23 protein-coding genes, 5 tRNA genes and 1 pseudogene are annotated in these 26270 nt (G+C 72.2%); 22 read left to right on the forward strand and 7 right to left on the reverse strand.

Annotated features, from left to right (window positions below; all coding sequences use genetic code 11):
• Positions 1 to 5 precede the first annotated feature (5 nt).
• The gene (locus GL259_RS27380; RefSeq protein WP_159535969.1) at positions 6 to 3737 is read right to left on the reverse strand and encodes a nitrate- and nitrite sensing domain-containing protein; all 3732 of its coding nucleotides are present in this window, start codon (positions 3735 to 3737) and stop codon (positions 6 to 8) included.
• A 603-nt stretch (positions 3738 to 4340) separates the two neighbouring features.
• On the opposite strand from GL259_RS27380, the gene GL259_RS27385 reads away from it, so the two are divergent.
• The 9 genes from GL259_RS27385 (at position 4341) to GL259_RS27425 (ending at position 8639) form a co-directional block, all read left to right on the forward strand.
• Positions 4341 to 4529: a hypothetical protein gene (locus tag GL259_RS27385; RefSeq protein ID WP_166461411.1), complete on the forward strand. Its 189-nt coding sequence runs from the start codon at positions 4341 to 4343 to the stop codon at positions 4527 to 4529.
• Positions 4530 to 4810: 281 nt separating this feature from the next.
• Complete coding sequence (locus GL259_RS27390; protein WP_159535970.1) at positions 4811 to 5596, forward strand: fumarylacetoacetate hydrolase family protein; 786 nt, start codon at positions 4811 to 4813, stop codon at positions 5594 to 5596.
• Positions 5597 to 5692: 96 nt separating this feature from the next.
• Complete coding sequence (gltX, locus tag GL259_RS27395; RefSeq protein WP_243762393.1) at positions 5693 to 7111, forward strand: glutamate--tRNA ligase; 1419 nt, start codon at positions 5693 to 5695, stop codon at positions 7109 to 7111.
• Between the two features lie 193 nt (positions 7112 to 7304).
• The gene (locus tag GL259_RS27400) at positions 7305 to 8036 is read left to right on the forward strand and encodes an HAD family hydrolase (RefSeq protein WP_159535971.1); all 732 of its coding nucleotides are present in this window, start codon (positions 7305 to 7307) and stop codon (positions 8034 to 8036) included.
• Positions 8037 to 8128: 92 nt separating this feature from the next.
• Positions 8129 to 8200: transfer RNA gene (locus GL259_RS27405), tRNA-Gln, on the forward strand.
• Positions 8201 to 8239: 39 nt separating this feature from the next.
• A tRNA-Glu gene (locus tag GL259_RS27410) sits at positions 8240 to 8312 on the forward strand.
• A 61-nt stretch (positions 8313 to 8373) separates the two neighbouring features.
• Positions 8374 to 8446 (forward strand) — tRNA-Glu (locus GL259_RS27415).
• Positions 8447 to 8467: 21 nt separating this feature from the next.
• Positions 8468 to 8539, forward strand: a tRNA-Gln gene (locus GL259_RS27420).
• A gap of 27 nt (positions 8540 to 8566) precedes the next feature.
• Positions 8567 to 8639: transfer RNA gene (locus GL259_RS27425), tRNA-Glu, on the forward strand.
• A gap of 131 nt (positions 8640 to 8770) precedes the next feature.
• On the opposite strand, the gene ndgR is transcribed toward GL259_RS27425, so the two are convergent.
• Positions 8771 to 9484, reverse strand: coding sequence for an IclR family transcriptional regulator NdgR (gene ndgR / locus GL259_RS27430; protein ID WP_159535972.1), 714 nt, complete (start codon positions 9482 to 9484; stop codon positions 8771 to 8773).
• 195 nt (positions 9485 to 9679) lie between these two features.
• Between ndgR and leuC the strand changes: the two genes are divergently transcribed.
• From leuC to GL259_RS27450, 4 genes are all read left to right on the forward strand, one after another.
• Complete coding sequence (leuC, locus tag GL259_RS27435) at positions 9680 to 11110, forward strand: 3-isopropylmalate dehydratase large subunit (protein WP_159535973.1); 1431 nt, start codon at positions 9680 to 9682, stop codon at positions 11108 to 11110.
• A 6-nt stretch (positions 11111 to 11116) separates the two neighbouring features.
• A complete protein-coding gene (gene leuD, locus GL259_RS27440; RefSeq protein WP_159535974.1) occupies positions 11117 to 11710 on the forward strand; it encodes a 3-isopropylmalate dehydratase small subunit in 594 nt (197 codons plus the stop codon).
• Positions 11711 to 11986: 276 nt separating this feature from the next.
• Complete coding sequence (locus GL259_RS27445) at positions 11987 to 12217, forward strand: hypothetical protein (protein ID WP_159535975.1); 231 nt, start codon at positions 11987 to 11989, stop codon at positions 12215 to 12217.
• Between the two features lie 136 nt (positions 12218 to 12353).
• The gene (locus GL259_RS27450) at positions 12354 to 12992 is read left to right on the forward strand and encodes an HU family DNA-binding protein (protein ID WP_159535976.1); all 639 of its coding nucleotides are present in this window, start codon (positions 12354 to 12356) and stop codon (positions 12990 to 12992) included.
• Between the two features lie 129 nt (positions 12993 to 13121).
• Here GL259_RS27450 and GL259_RS27455 read toward each other — a convergent pair.
• Both GL259_RS27455 and cofC read right to left on the reverse strand, forming a co-directional pair.
• A pseudogene (locus GL259_RS27455) lies at positions 13122 to 13324 on the reverse strand (hypothetical protein).
• A gap of 9 nt (positions 13325 to 13333) precedes the next feature.
• On the reverse strand, positions 13334 to 13972 hold the full coding sequence (gene cofC / locus GL259_RS27460) for a 2-phospho-L-lactate guanylyltransferase (RefSeq protein WP_159535977.1): 639 nt from the start codon (positions 13970 to 13972) through the stop codon (positions 13334 to 13336).
• 188 nt (positions 13973 to 14160) lie between these two features.
• On the opposite strand from cofC, the gene GL259_RS27465 reads away from it, so the two are divergent.
• The 3 genes from GL259_RS27465 (at position 14161) to GL259_RS27475 (ending at position 17310) form a co-directional block, all read left to right on the forward strand.
• Positions 14161 to 15063 carry a lysophospholipid acyltransferase family protein gene (locus GL259_RS27465; RefSeq protein ID WP_159535978.1) on the forward strand — a complete coding sequence of 301 codons (903 nt, stop codon included), beginning with the start codon at positions 14161 to 14163 and terminating at the stop codon, positions 15061 to 15063.
• Positions 15060 to 16070 (forward strand): NAD(P)H-dependent glycerol-3-phosphate dehydrogenase, encoded by a 1011-nt coding sequence (locus tag GL259_RS27470; RefSeq protein WP_159535979.1) that lies wholly within the window; start codon positions 15060 to 15062, stop codon positions 16068 to 16070. Before GL259_RS27465 ends, GL259_RS27470 begins: the two co-directional genes overlap by 4 nt.
• A gap of 82 nt (positions 16071 to 16152) precedes the next feature.
• Positions 16153 to 17310 (forward strand): D-alanine--D-alanine ligase family protein, encoded by a 1158-nt coding sequence (locus GL259_RS27475; protein ID WP_159535980.1) that lies wholly within the window; start codon positions 16153 to 16155, stop codon positions 17308 to 17310.
• Between the two features lie 16 nt (positions 17311 to 17326).
• On the opposite strand, the gene GL259_RS27480 is transcribed toward GL259_RS27475, so the two are convergent.
• Positions 17327 to 17827, reverse strand: a complete 501-nt coding sequence (locus tag GL259_RS27480) for a DUF3515 domain-containing protein (RefSeq protein ID WP_159535981.1) — start codon at positions 17825 to 17827, stop codon at positions 17327 to 17329.
• 20 nt (positions 17828 to 17847) lie between these two features.
• Positions 17848 to 18081, reverse strand: coding sequence for an Lrp/AsnC ligand binding domain-containing protein (locus GL259_RS27485; protein ID WP_037933238.1), 234 nt, complete (start codon positions 18079 to 18081; stop codon positions 17848 to 17850).
• Positions 18082 to 18292: 211 nt separating this feature from the next.
• Here GL259_RS27485 and GL259_RS27490 point away from each other — a divergent pair, with 211 nt between their 5' ends.
• Complete coding sequence (locus GL259_RS27490) at positions 18293 to 19258, forward strand: thiamine-phosphate kinase (RefSeq protein ID WP_159535982.1); 966 nt, start codon at positions 18293 to 18295, stop codon at positions 19256 to 19258.
• On the forward strand, positions 19255 to 20094 hold the full coding sequence (thiD, locus tag GL259_RS27495) for a bifunctional hydroxymethylpyrimidine kinase/phosphomethylpyrimidine kinase (protein ID WP_159535983.1): 840 nt from the start codon (positions 19255 to 19257) through the stop codon (positions 20092 to 20094). The genes GL259_RS27490 and thiD overlap by 4 nt, the downstream gene beginning before the upstream one ends.
• Before the next feature lie 200 nt (positions 20095 to 20294).
• Here thiD and rpmB read toward each other — a convergent pair whose 3' ends face one another.
• Positions 20295 to 20480 carry a 50S ribosomal protein L28 gene (gene rpmB / locus GL259_RS27500; RefSeq protein WP_003993230.1) on the reverse strand — a complete coding sequence of 62 codons (186 nt, stop codon included), beginning with the start codon at positions 20478 to 20480 and terminating at the stop codon, positions 20295 to 20297.
• Positions 20481 to 20746: 266 nt separating this feature from the next.
• On the opposite strand from rpmB, the gene GL259_RS27505 reads away from it, so the two are divergent.
• From GL259_RS27505 to coaD, 4 genes are all read left to right on the forward strand, one after another.
• Entirely contained in the window at positions 20747 to 22636 is a 1890-nt protein-coding gene (locus GL259_RS27505; protein ID WP_159535984.1) for a DAK2 domain-containing protein, read from the forward strand.
• Positions 22637 to 22779: 143 nt separating this feature from the next.
• The gene (gene recG, locus GL259_RS27510; RefSeq protein WP_159535985.1) at positions 22780 to 24996 is read left to right on the forward strand and encodes an ATP-dependent DNA helicase RecG; all 2217 of its coding nucleotides are present in this window, start codon (positions 22780 to 22782) and stop codon (positions 24994 to 24996) included.
• Positions 24997 to 25119: 123 nt separating this feature from the next.
• Positions 25120 to 25707, forward strand: coding sequence for a 16S rRNA (guanine(966)-N(2))-methyltransferase RsmD (gene rsmD / locus GL259_RS27515; RefSeq protein WP_159535986.1), 588 nt, complete (start codon positions 25120 to 25122; stop codon positions 25705 to 25707).
• Positions 25708 to 25733: 26 nt separating this feature from the next.
• Positions 25734 to 26213 (forward strand): pantetheine-phosphate adenylyltransferase, encoded by a 480-nt coding sequence (coaD, locus tag GL259_RS27520; protein ID WP_159539033.1) that lies wholly within the window; start codon positions 25734 to 25736, stop codon positions 26211 to 26213.
• Positions 26214 to 26270: the final 57 nt, after the last annotated feature.

Genomic DNA, 26270 nt, shown 5'->3' on the forward strand with positions numbered 1-26270 from the left:
CTCAACTAACGCTCCTGCTGGTGAGTGGGGTACTGCGGGAAGCTGCCGGTCTGGGTGGAGCCGGCCTGACGACCCTGCGCGATACCCCGACGGAGATTGGTCAGCCGGCCGCGCACGTCATCGGGGGCGCGCGAGACCTGAGGACCGCTCTGGTGCGATTGCTGCTGAGCCGTGCCCGGGACGAGGTTCGCCTTGGGCACCCGGCGCGGCAGGCCGGAGGTGGTGACGCCGCCCGCGGCCGGCTGCCGGACGCGTTCGGCCTGCCGGATCAGCTCGTCGTTGGGCGAGCTGCGCCAGGCGGGGGATGCGGACCGCTGGGGGCCGGTGGGCCCCTGCGGCTGCTGGGACTGCTGGGACTGCTGGGGCTGTTGCTGCGGTGCCGGAGCGGAACCGTTGCCCTGCTCCTGCCCGCCGCCACCGTGGAACCAGTTGGTCTCCAGGGTGTCGTACAGCGGCGTGCGCCCGTCGCCGGGACCGGACGCCGGAGGCAGCGCCCAGCCGTCACCCGGCCCCCGCGCGGCGCCACCGTTGTCCGGCTCGTGGCGGACCGGCCGCTGCTGCTGCGGGGCGGGCGGACGCGGGGCGCCGAGGTCGGCACCGTGCGCGCCGTTGCCCTGCGGACGCTCGAACTGGCCGGTGACGGCCGGGTCCGCGGCGTCCGGACGCTGCGGGAGGGAGTGCCGCCCCGTGGCGCCGTTGTCCTGGGCCGGCACCGGGTACTGGCCGGTGGAGCCGTTGTCGTAGCCCTGCGGGGCGCCGAAGACGTCGCCGCGGGCGAACTGGCCCGTGTTCTGAGCACCGTTCACGCCGGGCTGGGCGTACTGGCCCGTGTCCTGCGCGATGTCCGCGCCGGGGACGCCGTAACCGGGCGCGCCGGGGTTCTGGCGGTCGTCGAACCGGGGGATCTCCGCCGTCGAGCCGGGCCCCTGCCGGTCGTCGAACCGGGGCACGGCGGACGTCCGGGAGACGTCCGGCTCCTCGTGGCCGCGCGGGGTGTCCAGCGAGGCGCGCGGGACCGGCGGCTGGGCGTTCTCGTCGCTCCAGCTGGGCACGCGCGGCTGCTGCTGGTCACCGCCGGGCAGCTCGGCGCGCGCACCACCACCGCGCGGCGGGAGCTGCGGACGACGGCCGCGCTCGGCGTTGCCGTTGCCGCGCTGCGGGGGCACCTGACCCCGGCCGCCGCCGAAGGCGTCCCGGTCCTGCGCCGCGCCCGGACCCGCGGACTGCGTCCCCTGCGGGGCGCCCGGCGCCTGGCCTCCGAAGCCGGCGCCGGCGGGAGCCGGACGGTTCTGCGGCGCCGCGGAGGGAGCACCCTGGTCGAACAGCGACGGCGTGGAGTTGCCCGGCTGGCCCTGCGGGCCCCGGGCCCCACCGGGCCGGCCGCCGCCGTCCCGTCCGGGCAGCGCGGCCCGCGGACCCTGACCGGTGCCGAGCCGGCCGCCGCCGGGCGCACCGGCGCCGAGGGCACCGCCACCGGACTGGCCGGCACCGGCGGCGCGCCGTGCGGCGGCGGCACCGGCGGCCGCCTGCGCGGCGGCGGGGCCACCGCCACCCGCGCCCGGCTGGCCGGGCTTGCCCTGGGGCTTCTTGCCGCCCTGGGCGACGTCGACGGGCAGCATGACCAGCGCGGTCGTACCACCGGAGTCGGACGGGCGCAGCTGGATGCGGATGCCGTGGCGCTGCGACAGACGGCCGACCACGAACAGACCCATGCGGCGGGAGACGGAGACGTCCACGGTGGGCGGCGAGGCGAGCCGCTCGTTGATCGCCGCCAGGTCCTCCGGTGACAGACCGATACCGGTGTCGTGGATCTCGATCAGCACACGGCCGTCGGGCAGCGCGTGACCGGTGACCTTGACCTTGGTCTGCGGCGAGGAGAACGAGGTCGCGTTCTCCAGCAGCTCGGCGAGCAGGTGCACGAGGTCGTTGACGACGCGGCCGGCGACCTCGGTGCTCGGCACCGACGCCAGCTCGATGCGCTCGTACTGCTCCACCTCGGAGGCGGCGGCACGCAGCACGTCGACCAGGGGGACCGGGCGGGTCCACCGGCGGCCGGGCTCCTCACCCGCGAGGACCAGCAGGTTCTCACCGTTACGGCGCATACGCGTGGCCAGGTGGTCCAGCTTGAACAGCGAGGACAGCTGGTCCGGGTCGGCCTCGCGGGACTCCAGCTCGGAGATCAGCGACAGCTGGCGCTGGATCAGACCCTGGGAGCGGCGCGAGAGGTTGGTGAACATCGCGTTGACGTTGCCCCGCAGCAGGGCCTGCTCGGCGGCGAGGCGGACCGCCTCGCGGTGCACGTCGTCGAAGGCCGCGGCCACTCGGCCGATCTCGTCCCGGGAGTGCACACCGACCGACTCCACGGACGTGTCGACGTCCTGCGGGTCGGACTCGGACAGCTGCTTGACCAGCTCGGGCAGACGCTCCTGGGCGACCTTGGTCGCGGTCTCCTCCAGCCGGCGCAGCGAGCGGATCATGGAGCGGGCCACGACGAAGGCGCCGACCAGCGAGACGCCGAGCACGATCAGGATCAGCACACCGGAGACGATCGCGTCGCGCTCGGTGGCGCTGCGCAGCTCGCGGGCCTTCTGCTCCATCTCCTCGAGCAGGTGCAGCTCGATGTTCTTCATCTGCTGGATCTTGGTGGAGCTGTCGTCCAGCCAGTCCCGGTAGGACCGCTTGCCCACCGACCTGAGGCCGAACTCCGAGGCCAGGGCACGCCCGGCGTACTCGTCGGTGGCCTTGATCGTGTTGTTGCCGTCCTCGATCGGCAGGAGCAGCTCGGTGGCGGGGATCTCGCCGTAGATGCTCTTGAAGCTGCGGATCTCGGACTTCTGGCTCGTCAGCGCCGACTCGGCGTAGAGCCGGTCGTTCTCGGAGAGCTCGCCGACGGTGGTGTTGCTGGCCGGCAGGGCCGCCGCGAGGACCGCGCGCTGGATCGAGGCGTACTCCTTGGCGGCCGAGAAGGACGCCAGGGCACGCGTGCGCTGGATCATCTCGGGGTTGCTGGTCGCCTCGGCCATGTCCTGCGAGAGGTCGATCAGGTTCTCGATCAGACGGTGGTAGGCCTCGACGGTCTGCGTGGAGTTCCGCTCCGAGGCGAAGGCCGTGTTGCGGATCTTCGCGATGTCGCCCAGGTCGCCGGTGAGCTGGACCAGGTTGTCGCGGACGCCCTTGAGGTTGCCGTCCTTGGCGGCGTTGTCGATCTCCTCGGAGCTGTCGATGAAGTTGTCCATCGCACGGTCGGTCTTCTCGCGGTAGCCCTTGACCGTGAAGTCGGTGGCCTTGCCGCCGTGCGCCAGCGGGCCGGCCGACTGGTCGCGCTCCTCCTGGAGCGCGGCGGCCAGTTCGGTGGCCTGCTTGGTCATGTCCGTCAGCAGCTTCATGTTGTCGAGCTGCTGGATGTCGTCCATCGACTGGTTGATGCGCAGCGCGCCCAGCGAGGTGGCCGCGACCACGGGGAGCGCGAGCAGCGACACCAGACGGGTCGAGATGCGCCAGTTGCGCAGGGCTATTCGCGGCCCGGGGCCGGTCGGGCCCTTCGGCGCCCTCTCGGCGTCCGGACCCGCGGGCCCGGAGGCACCGGGGCGACCGGTTCGTTCACCGCCGTCACCGGCCGCGGCCGGGCCCTGGTTCTGGGCGTGCTGGGGCGAGGAGCTGACGGCCATGGGGCCAGTCCCGCCGTGCGGCTCCGGCTCCGCCGAAGCGCTGCCATCCCTCTTGAAACGTCCCTGCACTAGCGTCGCAACCTCTGGACCAGGCACCCCTCCGCGTGAACGGCTGGGCACGGTGTCGGCGTCATAGGAGCGCCCTGAATACGCCCCCGTGGTGGTCGTGAGTGACCGGCGCTGGTTCCCCCTGTCTCGCCGCCACTCGGCGCGTTTGTGCGCCCCCTGCGCGCCGGCTCGATCCTGCGGCGGTCCGTGGAATTCCAGCACAGTGCAGGATCTCCAACAAGGCCCGTGGGTCTACCCGTGACATACGTGACACCACGTGAGTGGCGGATCACCGCGGGTGGAAAGTGAGCTCGCCCAAAACGGGCGGATGTTCGCGAACCGGTCGCGCGCTCCGGGTGTCCCAGTCGCCATGATCAGGAGCGGAATGGTGGCTTCAGGGGCCGAATGTCCGTTTCCGGGGTGCGGGGAGTATGGCCGGATTGGCCGATTTGTCCATCGATTCGTGAGCAAACTCACACGTAGATCACGGTCTTCGAAGGCCGCCGCCGGGGAATTGCATGTTTAGCCTGACGCTTTACAGGGATGGCAAAACCGACAACCCGCGCCCGGACCGGGTCCTCGCACCCCTGCGGGCGCCGCGCACAGGACAGGGTCAAGTAAACAGTGAAGACGACGATGATGTTCCACAAGATCGCCAACCCGCGACGCACCACGCTGGCGCACCTGAACGGCGCCGACGAACTGCAGGCGCCGGTCCAGCAGGAGCACTCCGTCGAACTCCCGGCCCAGACCGCCAACCCCAGGCGCACCGTCCTCATGGAGGTCCCGGTCGCGGCCGACACCGCCGGCTGACACCGATCACACCGATCACACCGGTCAGTACGTGCGCCGGCCGCACATCGCTCAACGCCGCCGCGCGCGGACGGCGGAGCCCGTCCACCACGCACCACGAGGGGCGCCCACGGTCTCACCGGGGCGCCCCTCGTCGTGCGCGGGGCGGACCGGCCCCGGCACGCGCACGGGGACGGCGCCCGCCGGGCGGCGGCGCACGTGATGGGCGCGGGCGGGACGCCGTGCCGCGTTAGCCTGGAGCGTCAGACTCCAGCCGCCTAAGTCAAGGGGCCAAGCATCCCGTGCGCATCGCCAGATTCTCCATCGACGGGAACGTCGCCTTCGGCGCGGTCGAGGGCGACCGGCAGGACGAGCTCGTCCTGGACATCATCAAGGGCATCCCGTTCACGGACTTCGAGCTCTCCGGCACGAAGGTCCCGCTGAGCAAGGTCAGGCTGCTGCCCCCGGTGCTCCCCAACAAAGTGGTGGCCTTCGGCCGCAACTACGCCGAGCACGCGCGGGAACTCGGCAACGAGGTGCCCGACGCCCCGTTCGCCTTCTTCAAGCCCGCCACGTCGGTGATCGGCCCCGGCGACGAGATCCAGTACCCCTCCTTCTCCCAGGAGGTGCACCACGAGGCCGAGCTGGCCGTGGTCATCGGCCGGCTGTGCCGCGAGGTCCCGCGCGAACGCGTCAAGGACGTGATCTTCGGCTACACCTGCGCCAACGACATCACCGCGCGCGACGTCCAGAAGCGCGAGAAGCAGTGGGCCCGGGCCAAGGGGTTCGACACCTCCTGCCCGCTCGGCCCCTGGGTGGAGACGGACCTGGACGTCGCCGCCGCGAGCGACCTGACCATCCAGCTCACGGTCAACGGCGCGCAGCGCCAACTCGGCCGCACCAGCGAGATGATCCACTCCATCGAGGACCTGGTCGTCAACATCTCCGAGGCCATGACCCTGCTCCCCGGCGACGTCATCCTCACCGGCACCCCGGCTGGGGTCGGCCCCCTCAACGTCGGCGACGAGGTCGCCGTCACCATCGAAGGCATCGGCACTCTCACCAACAAGGTTGTCAAGCGTGGCTAGCGCATCCGGCACTCCCTCCCCAAGTCCTCGAACCCGCTCGGACAGGGGGTACCCCCACGCGTCCGTTTCTGTCCGTCGCCCACCGGTAACCCCCATGTGGGCCTGGTCCGCACCGCCCTGTTCAACTGGGCGTTCGCCAAGCACCACGGCGGCACCCTGGTCTTCCGCATCGAGGACACCGACGCGGCCCGCGACTCCGAGGAGTCCTACGCCCAGCTGCTCGACGCGATGCGCTGGCTCGGCTTCGACTGGGACGAGGGCCCCGAGGTCGGCGGCCCGCACGCGCCGTACCGGCAGTCGCAGCGCATGGACATCTACAAGGACGTCGCCCGCAAGCTCCTGGACGCCGGCCACGCCTACCACTGCTACTGCTCCCAGGAGGAGCTGGACACCCGCCGCGAGGCCGCCCGCGCCGCCGGCCGGCCCTCCGGCTACGACGGCCACTGCCGCGACCTGAACGAGGCCCAGGTCGAGGAGTACAGGGCCCAGGGCCGCGAGCCGATCGTCCGCTTCCGCATGCCCGACGAGACGATCACCTTCACGGACCTGGTCCGCGGCGAGCTGACCTTCACCCCGGACAACGTCCCGGACTACGGCATCGTGCGCGCCAACGGGGCCCCGCTGTACACGCTGGTCAACCCGGTCGACGACGCCCTGATGGAGATCACCCACGTCCTGCGCGGCGAGGACCTGCTCTCCTCCACCCCGCGGCAGATCGCCCTGTACAAGGCGCTGATCGAGCTGGGCGTCGCCAAGGGGATCCCGCAGTTCGGCCACCTGCCGTACGTCATGGGCGAGGGCAACAAGAAGCTCTCCAAGCGCGACCCGCAGTCCTCGCTCAACCTCTACCGCGAGCGCGGCTTCCTCCCCGAGGGCCTGCTCAACTACCTCTCCCTGCTCGGCTGGTCGCTCTCCGCCGACCGGGACGTCTTCTCGATCGAGGAGATGGTCGCCGCCTTCGACGTCGCGGACGTGCAGCCCAACCCGGCCCGCTTCGACCTGAAGAAGTGCGAGGCGATCAACGCCGACCACATCCGCATGCTCGACGCGAAGGACTTCGCGGAGCGCTGCGCGCCCTGGCTCAGGGCCCCCTTCGCGCCGTGGGCCCCGGAGGACTTCGACGAGGCCAGGTGGCAGGCCGTCGCCCCGCACGCGCAGACCCGCCTGAAGGTCCTCTCCGAGATCACGGACAACGTCGACTTCCTGTTCCTGCCGGAGCCGGTCTTCGACGAGGCGTCCTGGACCAAGGCGATGAAGGAGGGCAGCGACGCCCTGCTGCGCACGGCGAGGGAGAAGCTGGAAGCGGCCGACTGGACGTCCGCCGAGTCGCTGAAGGAGGCCGTCCTGGCCGCCGGCGAGGCCCACGGCCTCAAGCTCGGCAAGGCCCAGGCCCCCGTCCGCGTCGCCGTGACCGGCCGCACGGTCGGCCTGCCGCTCTTCGAGTCCCTGGAGGTCCTGGGCAGGGAGAAGACCCTGGCGCGCATCGACGCGGCCCTGGCGAGGCTCGCCGGGTAGGGTCCGCGAGGCCCGCACGGACGAGGGGGCGCCGCCCGGAGGCTTCCGGCCGGCGCCCCCTCGCCGTGTCCGGGCGGCCGGCGGCACGGTGATCCGGGCCGCCGTCCGGGACGTGGACGGCACCCGCCCCGGCCCGGTGTCCTTCCGGGACGATCCCGGGTGCCCCGGCCGGTGCGACGGTACTGTCGGGAGCATGGCGATCCGAGCCGTCGTCTGGGACGTGGACGACACCCTCTTCGACTACACCACCGCCGACCGCGAGGGCATACGGGCCCACCTGCTGGCCGAGGGACTGCTCTCCCGGTACGCCTCCGCGGAGGAGGCGCTGCTGCACTGGCGGGAGATCACCGACCTGCAGTGGGCGCGGTTCGCCGCGGGGGAGGTGGACTTCGAGACCCAGCGCCGTGACCGCACCCGGGTCTTCCTGGGCCGGGACCTGACCGACGCCGAGGCGGACGACTGGTTCCGGCGCTACCTGGTCCACTACGAGGCCGCCTGGAGCCTCTTCCCGGACGTGCTGCCCGTCCTCGACGCCCTCGCCTCCAGCCACCGCCACGCGGTGCTCTCCAACTCCAGCCTCCACGTCCAGGACCGCAAGCTGCGCGTCCTCGGCGTCCACGACCGCTTCGAGGCCATCCTGTGCGCCGCGGAGCTGGGCGTCTCCAAGCCCGAGCCGGCTGCCTTCCTCGCCGCCTGCGAGGCCCTGGCGCTGCCTCCGGAGCAGGTCGCGTACGTCGGCGACCACCCGGAGATCGACGGCCGGGGCGCCGCCGAGGCCGGGCTGCTGTCGGTGTGGATCGACCGCGGCAAGGCGTGGGTGGCCGTCGAACCGCCCGTGGGGCCGCGCCGCATCGCGTCCCTCGCCGAACTTCCCGCGATACTCGCCGCCGATACTCGTTTTGGAGCCCCGTCCACCTTCGGGTAATGTTCTTCCTGCGCCGAGGGGAGCGGGCCGGAAGGCCGGAACCCCACAGCGCAGAACTAGAACAAGATCCCCCTCAGGGGCTTGCGTTCCAGTGGCCTATGGTGTAATTGGCAGCACGACTGATTCTGGTTCAGTTAGTCTTGGTTCGAGTCCAGGTAGGCCAGCTCGCAGAGCTCATCTGCAACCGCGGATCACATCCGCAAGCCCCCGTTGTGTAGCGGCCTAGCACGCTGCCCTCTCAAGGCAGTAGCGCCGGTTCGAATCCGGTCGGGGGTACAGATCCTTCTCGCGGGGACAGTCGGGTAGCTCCCGCTGTTCTCGATGCAGGATCGCTAGGGCCCCCGTTGTGTAGCGGCCTAGCACGCCGCCCTCTCAAGGCGGTAGCGCCGGTTCGAATCCGGTCGGGGGTACTGACTGGTCTAAACCATCATTGGTCTATGGTGTAATTGGCAGCACGACTGATTCTGGTTCAGTTAGTCTTGGTTCGAGTCCAGGTAGACCAGCAGGATCTGCGGAAACGCATGATCCACGCCCCCGTTGTGTAGCGGCCTAGCACGCCGCCCTCTCAAGGCGGTAGCGCCGGTTCGAATCCGGTCGGGGGTACACAGTGAAGGCCCTCCACCTCGGTGGAGGGCCTTCGGCGTACCGGGACTCGGTGGCGCGGACCTCCGGTGCGTGCCGGGAAGGGGCCTGCCGCGGCGTTGAGGCGGGCCCGTTCCCGACGGGGGCGGGGGTCAGGAGCGGCGCAGCGCCTCGGAGAGGCGGGTGGCGGCGTCGATGACGGCCTGCGCGTGCATCCGGCCCGGGTGGCGGGTCAGGCGCTCGATGGGACCGGAGACGGAGACGGCGGCCACCACGCGGTTCGAGGGTCCGCGCACCGGCGCGGAGACGGACGCGACACCTGGCTCGCGCTCGCCGATCGACTGGGCCCAGCCGCGGCGCCGCACGCCCGACAGGGCCGTCGCCGTGAAACGGGCGCCCTGCAGACCGCGGTGCAGCCGCTCCGGCTCCTCCCAGGCGAGCAGGATCTGCGCCGAGGAGCCGGCCTTCATCGTCAGCGTGGAGCCCACCGGGACGGTGTCCCGGAGGCCCGACAGGCGCTCCGCCGCGGCGACGCAGATGCGCATGTCGCCCTGGCGGCGGTAGAGCTGGGCGCTCTCCCCGGTGACGTCGCGCAGGTGGGTGAGCACCGGGCCCGCCGTGGCGAGCAGGCGGTCCTCGCCCGCCGCCGCGGCCAGTTCGGCCAGGCGCGGGCCGAGGATGAAGCGGCCCTGCATGTCGCGCGCCACCAGGCGGTGGTGCTCCAGCGCCACGGCCAGGCGGTGGGCCGTGGGTCGTGCCAGTCCGGTGGCGCCGACCAACCCCGCGAGGGTGGCCGGGCCGGACTCCAGAGCGCTCAGGACGAGGGCCGCCTTGTCCAGAACGCCGACGCCGCTACTGTTGTCCATGCAACGATACTTGCGTCTCACTCTGTGAAACGCAAGTTCAATTTTCCGTGGAACCCGCCACTCTGGAGACACGGAAGCAACGCGGCCCGTGGACCACCGGGCCTGGCGGCGGACGCCCGGAATCAGGGGTGCGGGCGCCGTCTCCCCACAGATCTAGTTGGACCGGCGCACCCTGTGCCGGCCGGAGGGACAGCGATGGGTAGGACACTCGCGGAGAAGGTCTGGGACGACCACGTCGTCCGGCGCGCCGAGGGCGAGCCCGACCTCCTCTTCATCGATCTGCACCTGCTGCACGAGGTGACCAGCCCGCAGGCCTTCGACGGCCTCCGCAAGAGCGGCCGCACCGTGCGCCGCCTCGACCTCACCATCGCCACCGAGGACCACAACACCCCGACCCTCGACATCGACAAGCCCATCGCCGACCCGGTCTCCCGGGTCCAGCTGGAGACGCTGCGCAAGAACTGCGCCGAGTTCGGCGTCCGGCTGCACCCGCTGGGCGACGTCGAGCAGGGCGTCGTGCACGTCGTCGGCCCGCAGCTGGGCCTGACCCAGCCCGGCATGACCGTCGTCTGCGGCGACTCGCACACCTCCACGCACGGCGCCTTCGGCGGACTGGCGTTCGGCATCGGCACCTCCCAGGTCGAGCACGTGCTGGCCACCCAGACGCTGCCGATGACCCGCCCGAAGACCATGGCGATCACGGTCAACGGCGAGCTGCCCGAGGGCGTCACGGCCAAGGACCTGATCCTGGCGATCATCGCGAGGATCGGCACCGGCGGCGGCCAGGGCTACGTCCTGGAGTACCGCGGCGAGGCCGTCGAGAAGCTCTCGATGGAAGCCCGGATGACCATCTGCAACATGTCGATCGAGGCCGGCGCCCGCGCGGGCATGATCGCCCCCGACGAGACGACCTTCGAGTACCTCAAGGGCCGTCCGCACGCCCCGCAGGGCGAGGACTGGGACGCCGCCGTGGCGTACTGGAAGACGCTGCGCTCGGACGAGGACGCCGAGTTCGACGCCGAGGTCGTCATCGAGGCCGCCGAGCTGTCCCCGTTCGTCACCTGGGGCACCAACCCGGGCCAGGGCGCGCCGCTGTCCGCCTCGGTCCCCGACCCCGCTTCGTACGAAGACGCCTCGGAGCGCCTCGCCGCCGAAAAGGCCCTGGAGTACATGGGGTTGGAGGCCGGCCAGCCGCTGCGCTCCATCGAGGTCGACACCGTCTTCGTAGGCTCCTGCACCAACGGCCGCATCGAGGACCTGCGCGCCGCGGCGGACGTCATCAAGGGCCGCAAAGTCGCCGACGGCGTACGGATGCTGGTCGTCCCGGGCTCCGCCCGGGTGGGTCTGCAGGCCGTCTCCGAGGGCCTGGACGTGGTCTTCAAGGAGGCCGGCGCCGAGTGGCGGCACGCGGGCTGCTCCATGTGCCTGGGCATGAACCCCGACCAGCTCGCCCCCGGTGAGCGCTCCGCCTCCACCTCCAACCGCAACTTCGAGGGCCGGCAGGGCAAGGGCGGCCGCACCCACCTGGTGTCCCCGCAGGTCGCCGCCGCCACCGCGGTCCTCGGCCACCTGGCCTCCCCGGCCGACCTCGCCGCAGCCGACGCCCGTACGCCCGCTGGAGTCTGATCAGTCATGGAAGCATTCACCACCCACACCGGCCGGGCCGTCCCGCTGCGCCGCAGCAACGTCGACACCGACCAGATCATCCCCGCCCACTGGCTCAAGAAGGTGACGCGGGACGGGTTCGAGGACGGTCTGTTCGAGGCCTGGCGCAAGGACCCGGAGTTCGTGCTCAACCGGCCCGAGCGGCAGGGTGCCACGGTGCTGGTGGCCGGCCCCGACTTCGGCACCGGCTCCTCCCGCGAGCACGCCGTCTGGGCCCTGCAGAACTACGGCTTCAAGGCCGTGATCTCCTCCCGCTTCGCCGACATCTTCCGCGGCAACTCGCTGAAGAACGGCCTGCTCACGGTGGTCCTCGACCAGAAGATCGTGGACGCGCTGTGGGAGCTCACGGAGGAGGACCCCACGGCGGAGATCACCGTCGACCTCGAGGCCCGCGAGGTGCGCGCCGAGGGCGTCACCGCCTCCTTCGAGCTCGACGAGAACTCCCGCTGGCGACTGCTGAACGGGCTCGACGACATCTCCATCACGCTGCAGAACGAGGCGGACATCGCCGCCTACGAGGCGAGGCGTCCGTCGTTCAAGCCGCGCACGCTCACGGCCTGAGGCCTACCGCAGGCGAAGTCCTGCCGGAAGCCGACTTTCGGCCACCCCCGACACCCGCCCGTACCCCCGATCGGCCCGATCGGGGGTACGGGCGTCTCTGCGTCCGCCCGGCCGCGCGCGCCGCCTCGGGGTCCCTCAACTTCCCACGTTACGCAGGTGATTGCTGGGGTACGTGCGTCATGTACCCACGACTTCCTCAGGTGTCGGGAAGACCGTCCGAGGCCACAGTTACCACCTGGGCGGGCGACAACTCGCCCCAGATGGCACAATCTGTGCATGGGACACGACGGCCAACTCGAGCTCTATGCGGCGGTCGCGGTCCGGCTCAAGGAAGCGCACTCGAGGGTGCGCGCACTGCAAGTCCCGGAGGGCGTACGGATGGCGCTGACCCGGAAGCTGCTGGTCATTACGGCCGCGGCCAAGCACGATCTCGCCGGTGCGGCAAGGCGTCTGGAACGGTTCATCGCGGACCTCGACGAGGGGCGATTCCCCGAAGAGGAACGCTGAACCAGTCGGGACGGTCGAGTCTGTTGCGGCACAAGGGTGATTAGCCCGTTTCGTGTTTGATTTGCGGTATATATCTGCCTAACGTGCGAAAAAGCTTGAACACTTTCGTTCTGGCGATGTCTCCGAAGGGGAAGACGTGAACAAGGCGCAGCTCGTAGAAGCGATTGCCGACAAGATGGGCGGTCGTCAGCAGGCCGCCGATGCTGTCGACGCGGTCCTGGACGCCATCGTCCGCGCGGTGGTCGCGGGTGACCGGGTCTCGGTCACCGGTTTCGGTTCGTTCGAGAAGGTCGACCGTCCGGCCCGCTACGCCCGCAACCCCCAGACGGGCGAGCGGGTTCGGGTCAAGAAGACCTCCGTCCCGCGGTTCCGCGCGGGACAGGGGTTCAAGGACCTGGTCAGCGGGTCGAAGAAGCTCCCGAAGCACGACATCGCCGTCAAGAAGGCCCCCAAGGGCAGCCTCTCCGGCCCGCCGCCCACCATCTCCAAGGCGGCGGGGAAGAAGGCCGCCGCCAAGAAGGCGACGGGTGCGGCGAAGACCACGACGGCCAGGAAGGCGACGGCGAAGAAGGCCGCCACCAAGACGGCGGCGGCCAAGAAGACCACCGCGAAGAAGGCGCCCGCCCAGACCGCGGCGGCCGCCAAGACCACCGCCGCGAAGAAGACGACCGCCAAGAAGGCCCCGGCGAAGAAGGCGACGGCCAAGAAGGCGCCCGCGAAGAAGTCCACCGCCCGCAAGACCACCGCCAAGAAGACCACCGCCCGCAAGAAGTAGCCGGGGCCCGCCCGCAAGAAGTAGCCGGGGGCAAGCGGTACTCACGCGCCGGGCCGGACTCCGACGGGGAGCCCGGCCCGCGGCGTGTCCGGGGTGCCGACGGCCGGACGGCGCCCGGAGGGCGACCGGTCAGAACGTCTGGAGCGTCACCAGCGTGATCCGCCGGCCCTCGCCCTCGCCCTCGGTCTCGATGCGCACCCGCTGCCCGGGGCGCAGCAGCCTCAGACCCCCGCGTCGAACGCCGGAGCGTCGAAGGACACCGGGGTGCCGTCGTCCAGGAGCACCTGACCGCTGCGGCTGACGGGGTCGTAGGTGTACGCGGTGGCCTGCATGGCGGCAGCCTACTGCTCCGGTACCGGCAACCGCGCGGCGGCCGCGGCCGTGTGAGGGCCCACCCCCAGCGCCAGCGCCGCCCGCAGGTCGTCGCCGGTGTCCACGTCCTGCCGCACGGAATCCACCGCGTCCAGGCACAGCTCCACGGCCCCGGACGCCCGGTGCCGGGCCCGGGAACCGGGTCCGAAGCACGGGCGCAATTCCCGGTCCGGGGACGCGGCCAGCAGGGTCGTGCCGATCGCGGCGGTATCCGCGAGAAAAGCGCGCGGGAATTCGGCGGCCGTATCGAGGACGCGGGCCAATTCCGCCGGGCGGAGCGCCGGGAGATCGGCGTTGAGGGCCGCCACGCGGCCGGCGCGCCGGAACGCGCGCGCCACCGCCGCCGCGTGGGCGAGAGCGGCGTTCAGGCCGCTGCCCGGTTCGTCGGGGACGATCCCGGCGCCCAGCGCGCCGAGCGCGCGGCCCGCCCGGGCGTCGTCCGTGACGACCACCACATCCCGCACCGCCGGGCACGCCAGCGCGGCCGCCACCGTGTCCTGGGCGAAGGCGAGCGCGAGGCCCGGGCGCAGCCCGTCGTCCGCGGTGTCCGACAGCCTGCTCTTGGCCCGGTCCAGCGGCTTCAGGGGCACCACCAAGGTCCACTGCACGAGTGTTACGTCCCTCTCTTGTCGCGGCCATTGTCACCCTGAGCACCCGGTGGCCGAGGAGTCGGGGCGTACCGTGTTCTCGACAGACCGGTGGCCCGGGGCGACACTTGTGCGGCCCGCCCGGCCTCCGGTCCGAGCCCGTGGCCCCGGGGTGATACGAAAGACAGGACCAAGAGGAAGGTGTCCTTGTGCCGCGCCGCAGAATCGGCTTCTGGTACCGCTTCGCCGCGGTGATCTGCAAACCGCCGCTGGTGGTTCTCCTCAAGCGGGACTGGCGCGGAATGGAGAACATTCCGGCCGAGGGTGGATTTATCACCGCGGTGAACCACAATTCGCACATCGATCCCTTCGCCTACGCGCACTTTCAGTACAACACCGGACGTGTTCCGCGATTCCTGGCGAAGAGCGGGCTTTTCAACAAGGGATTCGTCGGCGCCGCGATGCGCGGCACCGGGCAGATCCCGGTCTACCGCGAGAGCACGGACGCGCTCAGCGCCTTCCGGGCCGCGATCGACGCGGTGGAGCGCGGCGAATGCGTCGCCTTCTACCCCGAGGGCACTCTCACCCGCGACCCGGACGGCTGGCCCATGACCGGCAAGACCGGTGCCGCGCGCGTCGCGCTGCAGACCAAGTGCCCCGTGATCCCGGTCGCCCAGTGGGGCGCCAACGAACTGCTGCCGCCGTACGCCAAGAAGCCCCACCTCCTGCCGCGCAAGACCCACCGGGTCCTGGCCGGGCCGCCGGTGGACCTGGACCGCTTCTACGACCGGGAGATGACCCCGGAACTGCTCAAGGAGGCGACCGAGGCGATCATGGCGGCCATCACCCGCCTGCTGGAGGAGATCCGCGGCGAGAAGGCCCCCGAGACGCCCTACGACCCGCGTCGCGAGCGCATCGAACAGCGCCGCAGGACCCGGGCGCAGAAGCGGCGGACGGGACGGCGCGGCACGCAGCCGTCGGACGCGGAGCCGGCCGGCACACGGCCGTCGGACGCGCAGCCGCAGGCAGACCGGCCGTCGGGAACGCCGACGGCTCGCAAGGAACAGGCACAGAGCAGGGCCGCCACGCGGAAAGAGGGGCTGGACACGTGAGCAAGCCGGTCAAGGCGGCCGTCTTCGGCACCGGATCATGGGGCACGGCCTTCGGCATGGTCCTCGCCGACGCGGGCTGCGACGTCGTGCTGTGGGGGCGGCGCCCCGAACTCGCCGAAGCGGTCAACTCCACCCGCACCAACCCCGACTACCTGCCCGGAGTCGAACTCCCGGAGAACGTGCGGGCCACCGCGGACGCCGCCGAGGCCGCGCGCGACGCCGACTTCACCGTCCTCGCCGTCCCCTCGCAGACGCTGCGCGACAACCTCGCCGAGTGGACGCCGCTGCTCGCCCCCGGCACGGTCCTCGTGTCGCTGATGAAGGGCGTCGAACTCGGCTCCGCCATGCGCATGAGCGAGGTGATCGAGGACGTCGCCAAGGTGGGGCCCGAACGGATCGCCGTGGTCACCGGGCCCAACCTGGCCCGCGAGATCGCCGCCCGGATGCCGGCCGCCGCCGTGGTCGCCTGCACCGACGAGGCCGTCGCCCGGCGGCTCCAGACCGCCTGCCACACGCCGTACTTCCGGCCGTACACCAACACCGACGTCGTCGGCTGCGAACTGGGCGGCGCCGTGAAGAACGTGATCGGGCTGGCCGTCGGCATCGCGGACGGCATGGGGCTCGGTGACAACGCCAAGGGCTCGCTCATCACCCGCGGCCTCGCCGAGACCACCCGGCTCGGGGTCGCGCTGGGCGCCGACCCGCTGACCTTCTCCGGACTCGCGGGGCTGGGCGACCTGGTGGCCACCTGCTCGTCGCCGCTGTCGCGCAACCACACCTTCGGCACCAACCTCGGCAAGGGCATGACCCTCGAGGAGACCATCGCGGTCACCAAGCAGACCGCCGAGGGCGTCAAGTCCTGCGAGTCGGTGCTGGATCTGGCCCGCCGGCACGGCGTCGACATGCCGCTCACCGAGACGGTCGTCTCCATCGTGCACGAGGGCAAGCCCCCCGCGGTCGCCGTCAAGGAGCTGATGTCGCGCAGCGCGAAGCCCGAACGACGCTGAGCGACGACCCCCTCCGTTCGGCCCACGCGCGGCGTTGCGGGCGCTGTCTCCCCGCTCTACCAACGGGTACTCTCATCGCGATATGAGCACCGAGAACCTCCCCCAGAGCCCCGAGCAGCCGCCGCGCAAACCGCGTGTGGCCGTCGTGTTCGGCGGGCGCAGCTCCGAACACGGGATCTCCGTGGTGACCGCCGGAGCCGTCCTCAAGGCCATCGACCGGACCAGGTACGACGTCCTGCCGATCGGCATCACCACGGACGGCCGCTGGGCTCTCACGGCCGACGAGCCGGAACGCATGGCGATCACCGATCGCCGCACCCCCAGCGTCGACCAGCTCGCCGAGTCGGCGGAGGGCGGTGTGGTGCTGCCCGTCGACCCCGCCAGCCGCGAAGTCGTCTACAGCGAGCCCGGTTCGGTGCCCAAGGCGCTCGGCGAGGTCGACGTGGTCTTCCCGGTGCTGCACGGCCCCTACGGCGAGGACGGCACCCTGCAGGGCCTGCTGGAGCTCTCCGGCGTCCCCTACGTCGGCTCGGGCGTGCTCGCCTCGGCCGTCGGCCAGGACAAGGAGTACATGAAGCGGGTGTTCACCTCCTTCGGGCTCAAGGTCGGCCCGTACCTGGTGATCCGGCCGCGCGAGTGGCGGCAGGACGAGTCCGCCGCCCGGAAGAGGATCGTCGACTTCGCCGGCGAGCACGGGTGGCCGCTGTTCGTGAAGCCCGCGCGGGCCGGCTCCTCGATCGGCATCACCAAGGTCGACGACCTCTCCGGCCTGGACGAGGCGATCGCCGAGGCCCAGCGCCACGACCCGAAGATCCTCGTCGAGGCGGCGCTGCGCGGCCGCGAGATCGAGTGCGGCGTGCTGGAGTTCGAGGACGGTCCGCGCGCCTCGGTGCCCGCCGAGATCCCGCCGCCCGAGGCGCACGCGTACTACGACTTCGAGGCCAAGTACATCGACTCCACGCCCGGCATCGTGCCCGCGCCGCTGACCGAGGAGGAGACGGCCGAGGTGCGCCGGCTCGCGGTGGAGGCGTTCGAGGCGGCCTCCTGCGAGGGACTGGTCCGCGCGGACTTCTTCCTCACCGAGGACGGCGATTTCGTGATCAACGAGATCAACACCATGCCCGGCTTCACGCCGATCTCGATGTACCCGCAGATGTGGCAGGCCACCGGGGTGAGCTACCCGGAGCTGGTGGACCGGCTGGTGCAGGCGGCGCTGCGGCGGTCCACCGGACTGCGCTGAGCGGCGGACGCACGCCTCAGAAGGCGATCCCCTCGGGGATCGCCTTCTTGACGGCCGGGGCGAGGTCGATCAGCACGCCGGTGCCGTCCCGCCCGCCGGTCACCTCCACCTCCACGTACGCCTCGCGGTTGGCGGTGGTGAAGCGGTAGGTGCCGCCGTCCCGCCTCTCCATCAGCCAGTCGACGCCGTTCACCCCGCCCGGCACCGCGTCGGCGTCGCGGCCGTTGGCCACCTTGGGGTCGGCCATCTTCGGAGGCCGCTCGACACCGCACCGCAGTATGATCGCCACGCCGCCCCAGCCCGCGGTCAGTTCGGACGCGGGTTCGGGATCGTCGCGACTCTCACCGTCCACCTTCGCCGGCAGGGCCTCGTCCAGGTTCTGGCACAGCTTGGTGACCTTCGCGTCCGGGCTGGGAACCGCCGCGGACGCGCTGTCGTCTGCTGAGGAGCAGCCCGCGGCGGTGATCAGCACCGCGAGGGCGGACAGGACGGCGTGCCGGTGACGGAAGGAGTTCACCGGCACAGGGTAGACGGGGGCTACAGATGGACGACCGGGCAGGTCAGGGTACGGGTGATCCCGTCCACCTGCTGGACCTTCGCCACCACCATCCGGCCCAGGTCGTCGACGGTGTCGGCCTGGGCGCGCACGATCACGTCGTACGGTCCGGTCACGTCCTCGGCCTGGATGACTCCAGGGATCTTGCCGATCAGCTCGGCGACGGTCGACGCTTTGCCGACCTCCGTCTGGATCAGGATGTACGCCTGTACCACGGAACCTCCAGGGCGGCCACGAGGATCATGTGGGGAAAAGGAACGCCACGGTATCGCGTCGTCGCTCGTCGCGGGGAGACCTGCGGGAACCGGGCCTTGCGCGTCGGGGTGCAGGCACGAGAGAAGTTGACGGTCACTTCGACCGTAACGAGCGCACGGACGGCTCGCGACCGGGCACGGTCGGGGACAGGACAGAAGGGGAGCGAGGGACATGAAGGGCACTGTTGGTGAGCTCGGGGAGTTCGGGCTCATCAGGGAGCTCACCTCCCGTCTCACCACCACCCCGGCGGTCCGGGTCGGCCCCGGTGACGACGCCGCGGTGGTCGCCGCGCCCGACCGCAGGGTCGTGGCCAGCACCGACATCCTGGTGGAGGGCCGGCACTTCCGCCGCGACTGGTCCACGGCCTACGACGTCGGCCGCAAGGCCGCCGCGCAGAACCTCGCCGACATCGCCGCCATGGGCGCCGTGCCGACCGCGCTGCTGCTCGGCCTGGTCGTCCCGGCGGAACTGCCCGTCACCTGGCCCTCGGAGCTGATGGACGGCCTGCGCGACGAGTGCCAGGTCGCGGGCGCCGCGGTCGTCGGCGGTGACGTGGTACGCGGCGACACGATCATGGTGTCGATCACCGCGCTCGGCGACCTGCGCAACCAGGAGCCCGTCACCCGGGCCGGCGCGCAGCCCGGCGACCTCGTCGCGGTGACCGGATGGCTGGGCTGGTCCGCGGCCGGGTACGCGGTGCTCTCCCGCGGTTTCCGCTCGCCGCGCGCCTTCGTCGAGGCGCACCGGCGCCCCGAGCCGCCGTACCACGCGGGTCCGGCCGCCGCCGGGCTGGGCGCCACCGCGATGTGCGACGTGAGCGACGGGCTGATCGCCGACCTCGGGCACATCGCCGAGGCCAGCAAGGTGCGCATCGACATCCGCTCCGGGGCGATCGACATCCCCTCGCAGATGAACGACATCGGTCAGGCCGTCGGCGTCGACCCCATGCAGTGGGTGCTGACCGGGGGAGAGGACCACGCGATCGTGGCCACCTTCCCGCCGGACGTGAAGCTGCCCGCCCGCTGGAAGGTGATCGGCGAGGTGCTCAACCCCTCGGCGCTGCCCCAGGTGACGGTCGACGGGGCGCCCTGGACGACCCAGGGCGGCTGGGACCACTTCGGGGACATCGAGTCGTGAGCGGCCGGACCGCCCCGCCCAGGGTGCTCACCGTGGCCGGCTCCGACTCGGGCGGCGGCGCGGGCATCCAGGCCGACCTGAAGACGATGCTCGCGCTCGGCGTGCACGGCATGAGCGTGCTGACCGCGGTGACCGCGCAGAACTCCCTCGGCGTGCAGGGAGCCTGGGAGCTTCCCGTGGCGGCGGTGCGGGCCCAGTACCGCAGCGTCGTCGACGACATCGGCGTGCAGGCGGTCAAGACCGGCATGCTGGCCTCCGCCGAACTCGTCGAGGCCGTGGCCGACTTGATCGCCGGCACGGACGCGCCGGCGGTCGTCGATCCGGTGGGGGTCTCCAAGCACGGGGACCCGCTGCTGGCCGCCTCCGCGCTGGACTCGGTACGGACCAGACTGCTGCCGGTGGCGACCGTGGCCACGCCGAACCTGGACGAGGTGGAGCAACTCACGGGCCTGCGGGTCGAATCGGAGTCCGACATGCGCCGGGCGGCCCGGGCGGTGCTGGCGTTCGGGCCGCGCTGGGTGGTGATCAAGGGCGGCCATCTCGCGGCGGGGGCGGACCGGGCGGTCGACCTGCTGACGGACGGCTCGCGGGAGCACTGGCTGCGCGCTCCCCGGCACGACAACCGGCACACCCACGGCACGGGCTGCACGCTCGCGTCGGCGATCGCGTCGCAGCTGGCGAAGGGGCGGTCGGTGCCGGAGGCGGTGGCGGAGGCCAAGGAGTACGTCACCGGGGCGATCGCGGCCGGGTTCGCCCTGGGCGGCGGCATCGGGCCGGTGGACCACGGCTGGGAACTCGGGCGGCGGACCCGCGACGGGGCGGCCGGGACCGGCTGACGTCCCGAGGGGGCGGCCGGAGCCGGCCGAGGTCCCGTCGCGGCGGTGGCCGGCCGGCGTCCCGTGGTGACGGCGGCCGCGGGCGGGCCGCGCCCGTGCGGCCGCGGACCGCCGTCAGGACACGGCAAAAAGCCGGCCCACACGAGGTGGACCGGCTTTGTGCGGCGAAACCGGTTGTGGCCGCGCGCTCAGCGGAAGCGTCAGCGCGAGACCTTGCCGGCCTTGATGCACGAGGTGCAGGCGTTCACGCGCTTCGGCGTCCCGCCGACCACGGTACGCACACGCTGGATGTTCGGGTTCCAGCGGCGGGACGTACGGCGGTGCGAGTGCGAGATGTTGTTGCCGAAGCCCGGCCCCTTGCCGCAGACGTCGCAGTTGGCAGCCACGGGTCACTCCAAAGACTTCAGATGCACTTACGGTTGATCCCGGCATGCCGGAACCGAAATCCAGGACTCGAGGAGCCCTGAGGATCTGAGTGGCGCTGCCAGGGGAGAGGCCCGATCGGATCGGGCAACCGGAGCAGCATACAACGGCTGCGCCCGTAGAACGAAACTACCATGGCAGCTCAGGGGCCCGCCCCCGGCCCTCTTCCGGTGGGCGACGCCCCAAGGTCTACGCTGCGTGCCACGTCCAGCAGCTCAGGGAGGCGCAGGTGGCGCAGGTGCCGCAGACATTCCTCGATGCTCTCGCGGTGCGTGCCTGGTGCGGTCTCGCGCTGGAGGCGCTGGGACGGTCGCGTGAGGAGATCGACGCGATCAACGTCTACCCGGTGGCGGACGGGGACACCGGTACCAATCTCTACCTGACCGTCGAGTCGGCGGCCGCGGCGGTCGAGGCGGTGTTCACGGGGCACGAGGCGGGGAACGCCACGCGTCCCGGCGGGACCCCCGGCGGCGTGAGCGGGGGGCCGACGCTGGCCGACGCGCTGCGGGCGATGGCGCACGGGGCGCTGATAGGCGCGCGCGGGAACTCCGGGACGATCCTGGCCCAGCTGCTGCGCGGGATGGCCCAGGTGCTGGCCGGGGAGGAGGCCGCGGCCCGCGCCGACGGGCAGGGGCTGCGGCTGGCCCTGCGGCACGCGGCCGACTCCGCGCGCCGGGCCGTCGCCCACCCCGTCGAGGGCACGGTCCTCACCGTCGCCTCGGCGGCCGCCGAGGCGGCCGGCGGCGCGGAGGGCGACTGCGGGACGGTGGCGCGCGCGGCCTACGAGGGCGCCCGCGCGGCCCTCGCCGCGACGCCGGGCCAGCTGGCCGTCCTGCGGCGCGCGGGCGTGGTGGACGCGGGCGGCAGGGGACTGGTGGCGGTGCTCGCGGCCCTGGTGGAGACGTTCACGGGGCGGGCGCCGCGGGCGATGCCCGCGGTGGGCGGCCCGTGGAGCGGCTCCGTACGCGCCACCGACCCCGTGCTGCACGCGCGCCTGCACCACGTGGGCGGGGTACCCGCCGAGGGCGCGGCGGGGAAGGCGCAGGGCGCGGGGGACACGGAGGACGCGGGGGACACGGGGCACACGGAGGACGCGGAGGAGCGCCGCGCGTCCGCGGAGGCGCCGGGCGCTCTCCCCCCGGGCGCCGCCGAGGTCGGCGAGTGCGCCGACGGCGGGGCCGTCCCGGGGCCCGGCGGGCCCGCCTTCGAGGTGATCTATCTCCTGGAGGCCGACGACGCGGCCGTGGCGCGGCTGCGGGAGCGGCTCGACGGGCTGGGGGACTCGCTCGTCGTGGTCGGCGGCGACGGGCTGTGGAACGTCCACGTGCACGTCGACGACGCGGGCGCGGCGGTCGAGGCCGGGGTCGAGGCCGGGCGGCCGTACCGGATCCGCATCACCCACTTCGGTGCCGGGGACGTCCACACCACGGGGGCCGAGCGGTCGCCCGAGGAGCGCGCACAGCGGGCCGTCGTGGCCGTGGTGCCCGGCGAGGGCCTGGCCGGGCTGTACGCCGAGGCCGGTGCGACCACCGTGCTCGCGCGCCCCGGGGAGCCGCCCGCCAGCGGCGAGATCGTCCAGGCCGTACGGCGGGCGCACGCGCGCGAGGTGGTGCTGCTGCCCAACGACACGGACCTGCGGCACACCGCCGCCGCGGCGGCCGAGCAGGCCCGGACCGAGGGCATCCGGGTGGCCCTCATCCCGACCCGCTCCGCGGTCCAGGGCATCGCGGCGCTCGCGGTGCACGAACCGGAGCGCCGCTTCGACGAGGACGTGGTGGCGATGACCTCGGCGGCGGGCGCGACCCGGTACGCCGAGGTCACCGTCGCCGAGCACCAGTCCTGGACCATGGCCGGCATCTGCCAGGCCGGTGACGTCCTCGGCCTCATCGACGGAGACGTGGCCGTGATCGGGCAGGACCTCGCGGCCACCGCCGGGGCCGTCCTCGACCGCATGCTCGCGGCCGGCGGCGAGATGGTCACCCTGGTCCTCGGCGACGGGGCCCCCGAGGCCGTCGCCGGTCACCTGGAGGCCCGGGTCCGCGAGGGCTACCTCGCCGTCGACACGGTGGTGTACCACGGCGGCAGGCAGGGCGCCCTGCTGCTCATCGGGGTGGAGTGACCCGGGCCGCCCAGGCCGCCGCCGGCGGATCCGGCGGGCCCGGGGCACCGGCACGGGCCCGCCGGGCCACGACCGCCGGGGCCCGCGGTCCCCGCTCCCCGGGGAGGGGAGGACGTCGGGGGCTGTCAGTGCCGTGGTGTCCAATGGATCCCGTGCCCGCACTGGAAGAACCACTGAAGAAGGTGCTCGGCCCCGCCACCGCGAAGGTGATGGCCGAGCACCTCGGCCTGCACACCGTCGGCGACCTCCTCCACCACTACCCGCGCCGGTACGAGGAACGGGGCCAGCTCACCCACCTCGCCGACCTCCCCATGGACGAGCACGTCACGGTGGTCGCCCAGGTCGCCGACGCCCGCCTGCACACCTTCGCCTCCGCCAAGGCCCCGCGCGGCAAGGGCCAGCGCCTGGAGGTGACCATCACGGACGGCAGCGGCCGGCTCCAGCTGGTCTTCTTCGGCGCCGGCGTCCACAAGCCCCACAAGGAACTCCTGCCGGGCACCCGCGCGCTGTTCGCGGGCAAGGTCTCCGTCTTCAACCGCCGCCTCCAGCTCGCCCACCCCGCCTACGAGTTGCTGCGCGGCGACGGCGCGGCGGAGACGGTCGAGAGCTGGGCCGGCGCCCTCATCCCGATCTACCCCGCCACGGCCAAGCTGGAGTCCTGGAAGATCGGCAAGGCGCTCCAGACGGTGCTGCCCAGCGCCCAGGAGGCCGTCGACCCGCTCCCCGCGTCCCTGCGCGACGGCCGCGGACTGGTCCCCCTCCCCGAGGCCCTGCTGAAGATCCACCGCCCGCACACCAAGGCGGACATCGAGGACGCCCGAGCCCGCCTCAAGTGGGACGAGGCCTTCGTCCTCCAGGTCGCCCTCGCCCGCCGCCGGCACGCCGACGCCCAGCTCCCCGCCGTCGCCCGCAGACCGAGGCCGGACGGCCTCCTCGCCGCGTTCGACGACCGCCTGCCGTTCACCCTCACCGAGGGCCAGCAGAAGGTCTCCGCGGAGATCTTCGACGACCTCGCCACCGAACACCCCATGCACCGGCTGCTGCAGGGCGAGGTCGGCAGCGGGAAGACCATGGTCGCCCTGCGCGCCATGCTCGCCGTCGTCGACGCCGGGGGACAGGCGGCGATGCTCGCGCCCACCGAGGTGCTCGCCCAGCAGCACCACCGGTCGGTCACCGAGATGATGGGCGAGCTCGCCGAGGGCGGGATGCTCGGGGGAGCGGAGAACGCCACCAAGGTGGTGCTGCTCACCGGCTCCATGGGCGCGGCCGCGCGGCGCCAGGCCCTGCTGGACCTGGCCACCGGCGAGGCCGGCATCGTCATCGGCACCCACGCGCTCATCGAGGACAAGGTGCAGTTCCACGACCTGGGCCTGGTCGTGGTCGACGAACAGCACCGGTTCGGGGTGGAGCAGCGCGACGCCCTGCGCGGCAAGGGCAAGCAGCCCCCGCACCTGCTCGTCATGACCGCCACGCCCATCCCGCGCACGGTCGCCATGACCGTCTTCGGCGACCTGGAGACCTCCGTCCTCGACCAGCTCCCGGCCGGGCGTTCGCCGATCGCCAGCCATGTCGTCCCCGCCGCGGACAAGCCCCACTTCCTCACCCGGGCCTGGGAGCGGGTGCGCGAGGAGGTGGCGAACGGCCACCAGGCGTACGTGGTCTGCCCGCGCATCGGCGACGAGGAGGACGACCCGAAGAAGGCCGCCCGGAAGAAGCCGGCGCCCTCCGGGGACGAGGCCGAGAAGCGTCCGCCCCTCGCCGTCCTCGACGTGGCCGACCAGCTCGCGAAGGGCCCTCTGAAGGGTCTGCGGGTCGAGGTCCTGCACGGCAGGATGCAGCCCGACGACAAGGACGCCGTCATGCGCCGCTTCGCCGCCGGCGAGACCGACGTCCTGGTCGCCACGACCGTCATCGAGGTCGGCGTCAACGTCCCGAACGCCACCGCGATGGTGATCATGGACGCCGACCGCTTCGGCGTCTCCCAGCTCCACCAGCTGCGCGGCCGTGTCGGCCGCGGCTCGGCCCCCGGCCTGTGCCTGCTGGTCACCGAGATGCCCGAGGCGAGCGCGGCCCGCCAGCGGCTGAAGGCGGTGGCCTCCACCCTCGACGGCTTCGAGCTCTCCCGGATCGACCTCGAACAGCGCCGCGAGGGCGATGTGCTGGGCCAGGCCCAGTCCGGCACCCGGTCCAGCCTGCGCATGCTCGCGGTCATCGACGACGAGGAGATCATCGCCGAGGCCCGCGAGGAGGCCGCCGCGGTCGTCGCCGCCGACCCGGAGCTGGAACGCCTGCCGGCCCTGCGCACCGCGCTGGACGCCCTCCTGGACGAGGAGAGGGAGCAGTACCTGGAGAAGGGCTAGGAGGGCCGGACGGGCCGGGGACGGCGCCGGCCGGTGGACCCGGGGCGGCGCCGGGCGCGGCTCCACCGGGCCGCGCCGCCTGCCAGACTGGACTCCTGACCACCCCACGGACAAGGACCCGAGATGACCCGCGTGATCGCCGGCGCGGCCGGCGGACGCCGCCTGGCCGTTCCGCCGGGCAACGGCACCCGTCCCACCTCCGACCGCGCGCGCGAAGGCCTGTTCTCCACCTGGCAGGCGCTGCTCGGCGGCCCGCTGGACGGCGAACGCGTCCTGGACCTGTACGCCGGATCCGGCGCCGTCGGCCTGGAGGCCCTGTCCCGGGGCGCCGGCCACACCCTGCTGGTCGAGGCCGACGCCAGGGCCGTGCGCACGGTCCGGGACAACGCCAGGTCGCTCGGACTCCCCGGCGCCGAAGTCCGGTCGGGCAGAGCGGAACAGATCATCCGTACGGCGCCGCCGGACGAGCCGTACGACATCGTGTTCCTGGACCCTCCCTACGCCGTCTCCGACGACGATCTTCGCGAGATTCTGCTCACACTCCGCTCGGAGGGCTGGCTCGCGGAGGAGGCTCTCGTCACCGTGGAGCGCAGCACCAGGGGCGGGGAGTTCAGGTGGCCGCCCGGTTTCGACGCGATCCGGGCCCGTCGCTACGGCGAGGGAACGTTTTGGTACGGTCGCGCCGCCTCTACGTGCGAAGACGCACGATGACCGGACCGGAGAGCGAGGGATCACAAGTGCGCCGCGCCGTATGTCCCGGGTCGTTCGACCCGATCACCAACGGACACCTCGACATCATCGCCCGGGCCTCCAGGCTGTACGACGAGGTCTACGTCGCGGTGATGATCAACCAGTCCAAGAAGGGCCTGTTCGAGATCGAGGAGCGGATCGACCTGATCCGCCGGGTCACCGCCGAGTACGGGAACGTGCGCGTCGAGGCCTTCCACGGCCTCCTCGTCGACTTCTGCAAGCAGCGCGACATCCCCGCCATCGTCAAGGGCCTGCGCGCCGTCAGCGACTTCGACTACGAGCTGCAGATGGCCCAGATGAACAACGGCCTCTCGGGCGTGGAGACCCTCTTCGTCCCCACCAACCCCACCTACAGCTTCCTGTCCTCCTCGCTCGTCAAGGAGGTCGCGGCCTGGGGCGGCGACGTCTCCCACCTGGTGCCGGCGGAGGTCCTGGCGGCCCTCACCGAGCGCCTGCGCAAGGACTGAGGACGCGCACCGCCGAAGTCCGGGGACGCCCCGCCGGCCGGTGAGCCGCCGGCCGGT

Origin of the sequence: Streptomyces sp. Tu 3180 (genome assembly GCF_009852415.1) — a bacterium.
Taxonomy (GTDB): Bacteria; Actinomycetota; Actinomycetes; order Streptomycetales; family Streptomycetaceae; genus Streptomyces.